At 55.1% G+C, this 11600-nt stretch carries 13 protein-coding genes; 11 read left to right on the top strand and 2 right to left on the bottom strand.

All coding sequences use genetic code 11. The features are described from left to right. Nucleotides 1-39: 39 nt before the first annotated feature. Nucleotides 40-366, bottom strand: coding sequence for an ArsR/SmtB family transcription factor (locus PEL01S_RS18985; RefSeq protein WP_010492260.1), 327 nt, complete (start codon nt 364-366; stop codon nt 40-42). 158 nt (nt 367-524) lie between these two features. Here PEL01S_RS18985 and PEL01S_RS34570 point away from each other — a divergent pair, with 158 nt between their 5' ends. The 10 genes from PEL01S_RS34570 to PEL01S_RS18940 all read left to right on the top strand — a co-directional run bounded on the left by PEL01S_RS34570 (nt 525) and on the right by PEL01S_RS18940 (nt 10000). Further along, a complete protein-coding gene (locus tag PEL01S_RS34570; protein WP_163768576.1) occupies nt 525-1103 on the top strand; it encodes a hypothetical protein in 579 nt (192 codons plus the stop codon). A 92-nt stretch (nt 1104-1195) separates the two neighbouring features. Next, nucleotides 1196-2995 (top strand): ABC transporter substrate-binding protein, encoded by a 1800-nt coding sequence (locus tag PEL01S_RS18980; RefSeq protein ID WP_163768573.1) that lies wholly within the window; start codon nt 1196-1198, stop codon nt 2993-2995. Nucleotides 2996-3028: 33 nt separating this feature from the next. Next, entirely contained in the window at nt 3029-3595 is a 567-nt protein-coding gene (locus PEL01S_RS18975) for a GNAT family N-acetyltransferase (protein ID WP_010492254.1), read from the top strand. 199 nt (nt 3596-3794) lie between these two features. Beyond that, nucleotides 3795-4298, top strand: coding sequence for an acetyl-CoA carboxylase biotin carboxyl carrier protein (gene accB, locus PEL01S_RS18970; protein ID WP_163768569.1), 504 nt, complete (start codon nt 3795-3797; stop codon nt 4296-4298). A 33-nt stretch (nt 4299-4331) separates the two neighbouring features. Then, nucleotides 4332-5702 (top strand): acetyl-CoA carboxylase biotin carboxylase subunit, encoded by a 1371-nt coding sequence (accC, locus tag PEL01S_RS18965; protein WP_127461411.1) that lies wholly within the window; start codon nt 4332-4334, stop codon nt 5700-5702. A gap of 15 nt (nt 5703-5717) precedes the next feature. Next, nucleotides 5718-6488, top strand: coding sequence for a 5-oxoprolinase subunit PxpB (gene pxpB / locus PEL01S_RS18960; RefSeq protein ID WP_127461410.1), 771 nt, complete (start codon nt 5718-5720; stop codon nt 6486-6488). Continuing rightward, nucleotides 6485-7495, top strand: a complete 1011-nt coding sequence (locus PEL01S_RS18955; protein ID WP_127461409.1) for a 5-oxoprolinase subunit C family protein — start codon at nt 6485-6487, stop codon at nt 7493-7495. Before pxpB ends, PEL01S_RS18955 begins: the two co-directional genes overlap by 4 nt. 52 nt (nt 7496-7547) lie before the next feature. Next, the gene (locus PEL01S_RS18950) at nt 7548-8321 is read left to right on the top strand and encodes a LamB/YcsF family protein (RefSeq protein WP_127461408.1); all 774 of its coding nucleotides are present in this window, start codon (nt 7548-7550) and stop codon (nt 8319-8321) included. Between the two features lie 16 nt (nt 8322-8337). Next, nucleotides 8338-9060 (top strand): DUF969 domain-containing protein, encoded by a 723-nt coding sequence (locus tag PEL01S_RS18945; RefSeq protein ID WP_127461407.1) that lies wholly within the window; start codon nt 8338-8340, stop codon nt 9058-9060. Then, entirely contained in the window at nt 9050-10000 is a 951-nt protein-coding gene (locus PEL01S_RS18940; protein ID WP_127461406.1) for a DUF979 domain-containing protein, read from the top strand. The genes PEL01S_RS18945 and PEL01S_RS18940 overlap by 11 nt, the downstream gene beginning before the upstream one ends. Before the next feature lie 22 nt (nt 10001-10022). Here the strand turns inward: PEL01S_RS18940 and PEL01S_RS18935 are convergent, their stop codons facing one another. Then, nucleotides 10023-10781 carry an IclR family transcriptional regulator gene (locus PEL01S_RS18935; RefSeq protein WP_127461405.1) on the bottom strand — a complete coding sequence of 253 codons (759 nt, stop codon included), beginning with the start codon at nt 10779-10781 and terminating at the stop codon, nt 10023-10025. A 110-nt stretch (nt 10782-10891) separates the two neighbouring features. On the opposite strand from PEL01S_RS18935, the gene pcp reads away from it, so the two are divergent. Beyond that, the gene (gene pcp, locus PEL01S_RS18930; RefSeq protein WP_127461404.1) at nt 10892-11542 is read left to right on the top strand and encodes a pyroglutamyl-peptidase I; all 651 of its coding nucleotides are present in this window, start codon (nt 10892-10894) and stop codon (nt 11540-11542) included. Nucleotides 11543-11600 lie beyond the last annotated feature (58 nt).

Below are 11600 nucleotides of genomic sequence, written 5' to 3'. Positions count from 1 at the left end.
GACCGGTTTTTCGACATTTGCAACCGTCCGTCGGCATAATTATTCGTTGCGTATGTTTTCAAGCAGCGAGATGGCGTCCACCAAATGATTATCGAAGATTTGTCTGGCTACCCCAAGGAGGTCTTTAATCAAAGGATCGCGTAAAGAATAAATGACGGAGGTTCCCTCTTTGGTTCCGCTGACCACGTTTTTACTGCGGAGCACGGCCAACTGCTGCGATACGGCGGAGCCTTCGCTTCCCAGAATAGCCTGCAGCTCGTTAACGTTTTTGTCCCCTTCGCACAGTACCTCAAGAATCCGGATTCGCATAGGATGCGCCAACGCTTTGAAAAACTCCGCTTTAAACTGCTGGATTTCACGATTCATGGATCTCTAAGCCCCTTAAAAACGTTGAACGTCTGAATATATGAATATCATACCACAGAAAATAAGCCGGTTGTAAAACAAACCTTGAACGTATAATATTGTTATATTCAAATAATCAAAGATTTGATCGGTTATTCGTTAGAAAGAGGCGATGTCATATGTCCGGCTTTTGGACTTGGGAACAAAAGGAGCTTGCGCGTCCGACGACCAAACAAGAAGTGATCGAAGCGGGTTTGGCTTACCTCGAAGGTGTGGGAGCGGATCTGATCTGTAAAGTTTGCATTCCGGGCGGCGGCTCCTGCTGCTCAGGCTGCCCGTTTCTGGAAGACGGCGTCGGCTGCGGACAGCGCAATACGAGCTGTACGGCTTGGCTGTGCGGTTTCTTGAAATATATTTATTACGAAGCCGGCTTGATTCGGGAATGGGAAGACTTCTGGGATCAAGTGCCGGGGCAGCAGTTCCGGTACGATACGACCCCGCGCCACTTTGCCGTCCGCGGCTGGCTGGAGCCGCCGAAGCTCCGTTTTTTATTCGAAGCCTTTGCGGACGACTTACAGCGGCTCCGTCGGGATCGTCCCGCTTCCTGGCTTGTCGAGCTAAAAGGGAAGCTGGACTGGCATATCGACGAAATTGCGGACAGCACCAATCCGAAATTCATCAAAAGAATCGAAGCCAAGCTGCATCGTTTGACCAGCGATTTTCACCGGTTCCATCAGGCCAAGGCCCAGCTCGACTAGCCCTCGCATCCCGAAAGCATTCCCCCGGGTTCACCCCGAGTTCAAAAAGAAGTACAATAAGCTTAACCCAAACGAAAGCGGCTGAAACGATCATGCTGGAAATCCAATACTTTGAGCTGCATCGTACCTTCCATAGGCCGGGGGAAGCGTGGCCGGAAGTGTCGGTAGCCAACCTTACGGGGCTTTGGCTTTGTACGGAGCGGAATGTGAAAATGATTCTTAAAAAGCTGGAACACGCCGGTTGGATCGAGTGGAGCCCGGGACGCGGCCGCGGGCACGTATCCCGGGTCCGGTTTCTTATGGAGCCGCAGGAGCTGCTGCTGGAACTGTCCAAACGGGCGATGCAGGAAGGCCGACTGAATGACGCGCTGGAGTGGCTGGAGCGGTTCGGTCAAGGAACGGATACAAAGGAACGATTCATGGCCTGGCTGTCCGATTATTTCGGCTACAAGAAGGAAACGGCGGACAGCAAGCCGGTCGAGACGCTGCGTTTTCCGGTGTTCCGGTCCATTCTGACCCTCGATCCCGGGCGGATGATCTATGCGTTCGAGGCGCATTTGGTGAAGCAGCTGTATAATACGCTGGTCATCTTTAACGAGCAGCGGCAGACGGTGGAGCCGCAGGTTGCCCACTACTGGGAATGCAGTTCGGACCACCTCGTTTGGAAGTTTTATTTGCGGCGAGGCATTATGTTCCACCATGGCCGCGAATTGACGGCTCATGACGTGGCTTTTTCGCTGCGGCGGCTGATGCGTACAACGGAGCCTTTGACACAGCATTGGCTGGTTCGAGGCTTCGAGGAAGTGCGCGTGCTGGACGAACGGGTCGTCGAAATCCGGCTGCGCTCCCCGAATCATTTGCTCCTGCGCTTTTTGTGCTTCCCTGCCACCAGCATTTTGCCCGAAGAGCTGGTGGCTGGCAGAGAGGAGGCTTTCGCGCTCGCGCCGGTCGGCAGCGGTCCTTTCCGCTTGGAGCTGTGGAACGAAAGCCGGTGTGTGCTAACGGCGAACCCTTCTTATTTCGAAGGCCGGGCGCATCTGGACCGGGTCGAGGTGGTGTTCCTGCCGCCCGAGGAAGTGCACAACTTCCAAGCCGGCGATTCCGAAAAAATGCTGTGCAATCACGAAGGCGCAAGCTATCCCGTACGGCATCACTGGGAGCGAATCGAGCTGTTGAATAACGGCTGTACGATGTTGTCTTACAATATGAGGCAGGGCGGGCCGCAGCAGGACGTTCGCTTTCGCAAAGCGCTTCATCATCTGGTGGACCGGAAAAGCATGGTGGAGCGTCTGGGCGAAAACCGCCGCTTTCCCGCCGCCGGGATGCAGCCTCACGATTATTTGGGGCAGGAAGATCATGCGTTCGATCCGTCCGTCGCCCGGAAGCTTTTGGACGAGATGGGGTATAAAGGAGAGCCGTTCCGGATCGCGGCCGTCTGGAAGCATCTGGCGGACGCGTACTGGCTGCGGGACCGCTGCCGGGCGTTCGGGATCGAGGCGGAGGTCGTCTGCTATGAGATCTCCGAGCTGGCACAGCGGGTCCGGGACCATAAGTTGAACGCGGAGGCGCTGCTGCATCAATTCGTGATCGACGAAGGGGAAGTGTCGCTGCTGGAGCTGTATTTGCGCGAAGACAGCTACGTCCGCCTCGTCATGGACGAGGAATTGAGCGCGCGCGTAGAAAAAATCGCGTCCGACCTGCTGGCCTCTCCTTCGTCCGAATACCGCAAGCACCGGATGCAGGAGCTGGAGGCGCTTATGAACCACGAGCACGTGGTGCTGTTCCTCTTGTTCAAAGGGCTGCAGACGGCGCATGACCCGTCGTTGCGGGGAGTAACGTTCAATTCGCTCGGCTGGATCGATTTCAAAAATGTTTGGCTGCAGTCCGTGTAAGACTTATACGGCTTAAGCCTAAGGAGGATTTTTATGATAAGACAAGCTCAACCGGGAGACGCAGCTAGCGTCATACCGCTCATTTATTCCGCCATCGGTGATATTGCGTTTACTTTGACAGGTACCACTGACCCGGAGCAGGCGCAGCAAATTTTGCGCGAATTTTACGAGCGCCGGGACAACCGTCTCAGCTACGAGAATACGCTCGTTGAGGAGCGGGACGGGCGTCCGGTCGGCTTTATACTGTTCTACCACGGTAGCCGTACAGCCGAATTGGACCGGCCGCTAGTCGAGCGGCTTGCCGCGAATGGTCAACCGGACATCACACTTACGAAGGAAGCGCGGGACGACGAATTTTATTTGGATTCGCTTGCCGTCGATCCGGCTTTTCAAGGGCAGGGCATTGCCAAGGCTTTGATGGAGGCATTCGAAGCGGAAGCCGCAAGGCGAGGATACGACAAAGTATCGCTGATCGTCGAGGAAAGCAACGACAAGGCAAGACGGTTATACGAGGCCAAGGGCTACGAAGCGGACGGCCAGCTTCAGGTTAGCGGGCATTTATACGATCATATGGTGAAGCGGGTCGTTCCCGTGAAATAAAAAATTCAAGAGCTTCAAACCCGGATTTTCGGTGGGTTTGAGGCTCTTTTTATGTTAAAAAACATCACATAGCATCTTGTTTTTTTAGAAAGATGTTGCTACAATCAAACTATTAAAAAACGGAACTTAAATTCCGAAATTCGGTACAATGAGATTTTGACTCATCATATCGACGAATTCCTGTCAAGGAGGCGGCAACGTGTTTACGAAACAAGAGCTGCAAGACATCATCGACCTGATCGGCCGGTCGCCCATTCAAAAGTTTAAATATTCGGATGGAACGGCACAATTATTAATTGTGAAAGACAACGCTTCCATATCGCCAAAAGCGGACAAACCCAATACGAAAGCGGCGGTGGAGCCCATGGCGGGGCATGCGGAAGCTGCGGGCGCGAAGCCTTCGGAACCCGACGGCGCGCAGCCGGCTATGGCCGAAAAGAGCGCGGAGGCGGATACTCCCAAGCTCATCGAGATCGTCGCGCCAACCGTCGGCACGTTTTATGCATCGGCTGAGCAAGGAGCGGCGCCTTATGTGCAGGTCGGAGACAAGGTCACTCCGGAGAAGGTGGTTTGCGTGCTGGAGGCCATGAAGCTGTTTACGGAAATATCGGCCAAGGTATCGGGAGAAATTGTGGAGATCGCTGCCGAGAGCGGGCAATTCGTGGAATATGGGCAGCCCCTCTTTATAATCAAACCCGAGTAATCGCGTAACCAAACGGATGGAAGGGAGCATCTCATGTTTAAGAAAGTATTGATTGCCAATCGGGGAGAAATCGCCGTTCGCATTATTAGGGCTTGTAAGGAACTGGATATGAAAGCGGTTGCGGTATACTCTGAAGCGGACAAAGCTGCCTTGCATGTGAGTATGGCAGACGAAGCTTACTGCATCGGGCCGACGGCTGCTAAGGATAGCTATTTAAATGTGGCCCGTCTGATCGCCGTTGCTTTGCATGCGGGGGCTGACGCGATTCATCCCGGCTACGGATTCCTGTCCGAAAATGCCGATTTTGCAGAGACATGCGAACAATACGGCATCGCGTTTATCGGACCGGATGCGGAAGCGATCCGCAAGATGGGCGACAAGGCTGTGGCCAAAGAAACGATGCGGCAGGCAGGCGTTCCGGTCGTACCAGGTACGGACGGTATTATCGACCGGGTGGAAGACGCTGTGCGGATGGCGGCGGAAATCGGCTATCCGGTCATCGTGAAAGCAACCGCCGGCGGCGGAGGCAAAGGGATGAGGGTCGCCCAGGACGAAAAGCAGCTGGCCGAGGTGATCCAGCAAGCGCGGAAGGAAGCGGACGCGGCTTTCGGCAATTCCGGCGTCTATCTGGAAAAATATTTGGAAGGTCCAAGGCACGTCGAAGTGCAAATTATGGCCGACCAAGAGGGCCAAGTCGTCTATCTTGGCGAGAGGGATTGTTCGATTCAGCGACGCCACCAGAAGCTGGTGGAAGAGGCGCCGTCCCCTGCGATTGACGCCGAATTGCGGGAGCGAATGGGCGCCGCGGCCGTTGCCGCCGCAAAAGCGGTTAACTATCGTGGCGCAGGCACCGTGGAATTTTTGCTGGACCGGCATGGGCGGTTTTATTTTATGGAAATGAACACCCGCATTCAGGTCGAGCATCCGGTCACGGAAATGGTCACCGGGATCGACCTGATCAAAGAACAATTGACCGTAGCGGCAGGCTGCCCGCTTTCGTTCCGGCAAGAGGACATCCGCATCAACGGATGGGCGATGGAGTGCCGAATCAATGCCGAGAATCCGGCGCAAAATTTCATGCCCTCGCCGGGCAAAGTTACGGCGTACACGCCTCCGGGGGGCTTCGGCATCCGGGTCGACAGCTCGGTATATGCCGGCTGCCAGATTACGCCGTTTTACGATTCCATGGTCGCGAAGCTCATTGTATGGGGCAAAGACCGGCAGGATGCCATCCGCCGGATGAGAAGGGCCCTGGACGAGTTTGCGATCGACGGGCTCAAGACGACGATTCCGTTTCATCGGCAATTGATGGAGCACGAGACGTTCGTATCAGGCGATTTTGATACCAAGTTTCTGGAAACGCATGAAATCCTGACGGACCGATCCTTGAACGAACATCAATGAAAAGAGGTGGGCAGCATGCCTGACAACCAGCGCGAAGAGCGGATGGAGCCGGAAATATATCCACTGGGCGATGCTGCGGTTTCCGTCCAATTGGGCAGCGGCATCGATCCGAAGACGCACCGCCAAGTTCAAGCTCTGGCCGCCTATCTTGAGTGGCATCCGTTTCCGGGGCTGATCGAAATCGTTCCGGCCTTTGTGACGGTTACCGTGTTCTACGATCCCTTGAAGCTGCGCGATCCGGTGACGGGGGAAAGCTGCAGAGTACGAGACGGCAGCGGGTTCCGCTCCCCATATGAGATGATCCGGGGCATCATCAAGCGGGCGGCCGCTAACTTGGATCACACCTTTGAAAGCGCTTCGAATATTGTTCGCATCCCTGTATGCTATGGAGGCGAGCTGGGGCCGGATTTGAACAGCGTAGCCGAATATCACGGATTGACTCCCGAGGAAGTCATCGAAATCCATTCGTCTCAAGATTATTTAGTCTATATGATCGGATTCGCTCCGGGCTTTCCTTACTTGGGCGGGCTGTCCGAACGTATCGCTACCCCGCGGCGAGGCACGCCGAGGCTGCAGATTGAGGCAGGAACGGTAGGCATCGGGGGAAACCAGACCGGAATTTATCCGATCTCCACACCGGGAGGATGGCAGTTGATTGGAAGGACGCCGCTGCCGTTATTTCGCCCTGACGATTCTTCGCCCAGCTTGTTGAAGGCGGGAGATATCGTGCGATTCCAGCCGATCGGGCTCAAACAATTCGAAGAGTGGAAAGAGGACAGCACATGAGCATGCAGATCGTCAATCCGGGACTCTTGACCACGGTACAGGATAAAGGAAGGTTCGGATTTCAACGGCAGGGGGTTATCGTTAGCGGGGCTATGGATACATTCGCGCTTCGTGCGGCGAATGTGTTGGTTGGCAACGAAGAGAATGCGGCTGCCTTAGAAGTCACGTTAATGGGAGCGGTCATCCGGTTTGAGGCCGATTCGCTCATTTCCGTCTGCGGCGGAAATCTTTCTCCCGCAATTGAAGGAGAGCCGGTTCCTTTATGGAGGCCCCTCTTGATCAGGGAGGGATCGACCCTCGAATTCGGGCCGTGCCGGTGGGGTGCCCGTGCGTATTTGGCGGTAGCAGGCGGAATCGATGTTCCGCCGGTGATGCACAGCCGCAGCACGTACCTTCGGGCGGAAATTGGGGGGCACGAAGGGAGAGCCTTAAAGGCCGACGACTGGCTTGGTTTCGGTCAACTATCCGAAACGGCGGCCGGTTACCTGAAAGCCCGGCAGGCTGCTCTCCGTGCGAGAAAGTGGCTGGCAGCGGAATGGTTTATGGGGAACGAGGCGCTGCCCGCCTATGCCAAAGAACCTGTGATCCGGGTGATCCGGGGCCGGGAATACGATGCTTTTACGGAAGAAAGCCAGACTGCGTTTGTCACCCGGACCTTTCGGATTACGCCGCAGTCGGACCGGATGGGTTACCGGCTGCAGGGGGAGACGCTGGCTTTTAAGGAATCGCTGGAGACACTATCTGAAGCGGTTTCATTCGGTACCGTGCAGGTGCCGCCTGAAGGGAATCCGATCGTGCTGATGGCGGACCGGCAAACGATCGGAGGCTATCCAAGAATCGCGCAGGTCATCACGGCGGACCTTCCCGTCTTGGCCCAAGCCAAGCCCGGAGACAGCATCCGTTTCGCTGAGGTTTCTTTGCAGGAGGCCGAGGAGCTTTATATCCGGAAAGAGCTGGAATTCGAGAGATTGACCAGGGCGATAAAGCTTTATTTGAAAGCCCGGTAAATGACGCCCGGCGGTGCGTTATGCGCTGAAACATGAGAGGAGGCGGCAGCCTATGTATGTAGTGGATTTAAATTGCGATCTTGGGGAAAGCTTCGGGGCCTATAAGCAGGGGAACGACGAGGAGATGCTGTCGCTTGTCACTTCGGTGAACATCGCCTGCGGCTTCCACGCCGGAGATCCCGGCACGATGCGTCAAACCGTCAAGTCCGCGATCGATAAAAAGGTCGCCATCGGAGCCCATCCGGGGCTTCCGGACTTGATCGGCTTCGGTCGGCGGAATATGGAGATCTCGCCGCAGGAAGCGTTCGATATGGTCGTCTATCAAATCGGGGCCCTGAACGGCTTCGTCCAAGCGGAAGGGGGCGTGATGCGTCACGTCAAGCCGCACGGGGCATTATACAATATGGCGGCCCGCAGCGCCAAGCTGGCCGAAGCGATTGCGGAGGCCGTTTATAAAGTGAATCCGCAGCTGATTTTGTACGGCTTGTCCGGAAGCGAATTGATTCGCGCGGGAGCCAAGCTCGGCTTGCTGACGGCAAGTGAGGTGTTTGCCGATCGCACGTATCAGTCGGATGGAAGCTTGACTCCGCGCAGCCAACCGGACGCTATGATCAACGATCCGTCGGCCGCCGTCAAGCAAATTATGAACATGGTGAAGGAAGGTACGGTCAGATCGCAGCAGGAGACGGATGTTCCCATTCTGGCCGAGACGATCTGTATCCATGGCGACGGGAAGCATGCCGTGGAATTTGCCCGCGGGATACGGGACATGCTCCAAGCCGAAGGAATTACGCTGATGTCAGCTCACGATAACCGCAACATCTAAGGGGAGGAATACATTTATGTTGACGCTGCTTGGAGTCCTGATCGTCATCGTCGGCTTTGCCCTGCGCTTTAATCCGCTGCTTGTCGTTTGTGTTGCCGGGATTGTAACGGGAATTGCCGGCCATCTGTCCTTCGGCGAAATTTTAACAACCTTCGGCAACGCTTTCGTTTCCAACCGCTACTTATCCTTGTTTATCCTCACGCTGCCGGTTGTCGGACTGCTGGAACGCTACGGTCTGAAGGAGCAGTCGCAGCAGCTGATCGGTAAAATTAAAGCGGCTACGACAGGCCGGCTTCTGCTGGTCTACCTGCTTATCCGTCAAGCGACCGCAGCCATAGGACTGACCAGCCTCGGCGGGCACGCCCAGATGGTTCGTCCGCTTGTTTCTCCAATGGCCGAAGGCGCGGCCGCGCACAGACACGGACCTTTGCCCAAAAACGTGTCCGACCGGATTAAAGCTTTATCCGCATCGACGGACAACGTGGGTCTGTTTTTTGGAGAGGACATTTTTATCGCTTTTGGCGCCGTGCTGCTAATCCAAGGCTTCCTGGCGCAGAACGGCATTCAGGTGGAGCCTCTGCACGTTTCCGTCTGGGGGATTCCGACGGCGATTGCGGCTTTTGTGATTCATGGCATAAGGCTGTACCTGCTGGATCGTAAAATCAAGCAGATGCTGGATTCGGAGCGGTCCGGCTCGTCCGAAGTAACCTTGGAAGAGGTGCAGAACCATGCTCGTTAATCTGGAATACGTTTACTATGTCGCCGCGGTCTTTTTGATCATTATCGCAGGTCTCAGCTTGAAGGATGCAAGCAATCCTAAGCGGATGCTGACGGCGGTGTTTTGGGCGCTTTTCGCCATATCCTTTGCTTTCGGCAAGCTTATTCCACCTATGTATATGGGGATCATTGTCATTGTCATGGCGGTCATTGCGGGCTTCGGCGGCGTGCGACCGGGCAAGCATACGCAAGTGTCGGATGAAGAGCGGGCGGCTTCGGCTGCAAAATATAAAAACAAGCTGTTCCTGCCGATTCTGATGATTCCTCTTCTTACGCTGATCGGAGCGACCTTGCTCAAGGATGTGACCATCGGCGGCTTGCGGCTGCTGGATAAGTCCAACGTCACGCTGGCAGCCCTTGGCGTAGCGTGTGTGCTGGCATTCATCGCGGGCATAACGCTGACCAAACAAAAAAGCATCGTCCCGGTGAAGGAATCCCGGCGCTTGCTCGATTCGATCGGCTGGGCTGCTGTGCTTCCGCAAACGCTCGCCAGCTTGGGGGCGTTATTCTCCGCCGCGGGCGTCGGCAAAGTGATCGCGGAGCTGGTCGGTTCTTCCATTCCGGTGGACAACCGTCTGCTTGTCGTAGCCGCCTATTCCATCGGGATGGCCGTATTCACGATGATTATGGGCAACGCTTTCGCCGCGTTTCCAGTCATGACCGCAGGCATCGGCCTTCCGCTGCTCGTAGGCATGCATGGGGCCAATCCGGCGGTCATGTCCGCCATCGGTATGCTGTCCGGCTACTGCGGGACGCTGATGACGCCGATGGGCGCCAACTTTAACATCGTGCCGGCCGCTTTGCTCGATCTGCCCAAGTATAGTGTTATCAAGGCCCAAGTGCCGACAGCGTTGATTTTGTTGGCGGCCAATATCGTACTGATGTATGTTCTCGCTTTTTAGCGGCTGCCCGCCGTACATCGTGTCACTGTTCTAAATATCCCATATTTTTGGAGATCGCTTTACCTGCGGCCACGGTCTTCTCGATTAATTCCGGCAGACGCTGTTCGGTAAAGCGGTTTTCCAATCCGGAGATGCTTAGCCCCGCAATCACTTGTCCGCTATAATTATAAATAGGAACGGCTACGGCCGAAGTAAAGTTGCGCAGCTCCGAATGACTGATCGTGTAGCCGCGTGTTTTGGCTTCATGAATCGATTCGATAAGCTTCGGCTTATCGGTGATCGTGCCGTCTGCGTAGGCGACGAGTGGCGTTTCTTCAAGATACTTTTGCAGCTCCTGCGACGACATGAACGAGAGCAAAATCCGCGGACAGGCTCCAGCGTAAAGAGCGGCTCGGCGGCCGATTTGGGTGAACACCCTTACCGGCTGGGTCGTATCCACCTTCTCGATGTAGATCGCTTCGTTTCCTTCGCGGATGATCAGATTGGCCGCCTCCTCCACATCGTCCCGCAGCTGCTTCATGACCGGCAGGGCGATTTTACGGATATCGAGACGTTCCTTGACCAACTGTCCGAATTGCAGGAACATGAAGCCGAGCTCGTATTTTCCTTCTGCGGTTTTGGCGAGCAGGCCCATTTCCTCAAGCGAGCCGATCATGCGGTGCACGGTCGTTTTTGCTAGTCCTGACAACGTTGACATTTCCTGCAAAGACAGCTGTTCGTAGGTTAGAAAGAGATCCAGAATCTCTTTGGTTTTGACGACGGTCTTGTTTTTATTCTGCATGGCAACCTCCAACTCATTCCGTATATCGGAACGCTGCTTCAATTATATTAAAATATGAAAATACATTCCAGCTTTGAAACCAGATTTTATATAGTGAGGAGGATATAACAGTGGAAAACATTCTTGTAACCGGCTTTGATCCTTTCGGAGGGCAGGCGCTGAATCCGGCTTTGGAAGCCGTCCGCAGACTGCAGGGAATAACGGTGGACGGCCATTGCGTGGAAACCCGCGAGATCCCGACGGTATTCGATAAATCGATTGAACGGCTTCTGGCAGCCGTGTCGGAAATCAAGCCGAAGCTCGTCATTTGTGTCGGTCAAGCCGGCGGCCGGCCGGATATTACGATCGAACGGATCGCTATCAATATCAACGACGCCCGGATTGCCGACAATGACGGACAGCAGCCGATCGATACACCGGTCGTTCCCGGGGGCCCCGCCGCCTACTGGTCCACGCTTCCGATTAAAGCCATGGTGAAGGAGATGAACGATCAGGGCATTCCGGCTTCCGTATCGCATACGGCCGGTACGTTCGTTTGCAACCATCTGTTTTACGGCTTGATGCATCATCTGGCAACGACGGGCAACGCGGCGGTTCGCGGAGGATTTATTCATATTCCGTTTTTGCCGGAACAAGCCGTGCAGCATAAAGGACAGCCGAGCATGAGTCTGGAGGCTATCGTCAGAGGGCTGGAGGCAGGAATCGGGGCGGCGATCCGCTATCAAGAGGACATTGTCGTTTCGACAGGGCAAATCTGCTAACTGTCTTTAAGTCGCAGGTTTACCAAGACCAAAGGCCAGTTCCAAAACTAACCCTAAG

Source organism: Paenibacillus elgii NBRC 100335 (genome assembly GCF_004000865.1).
Lineage (GTDB): Bacteria > Bacillota > Bacilli > Paenibacillales > NBRC-103111 > Paenibacillus_G > Paenibacillus_G elgii.
Note: the sequence above shows the minus strand (reverse complement) of the source record. Positions and strands in the feature narration are given on the sequence as shown.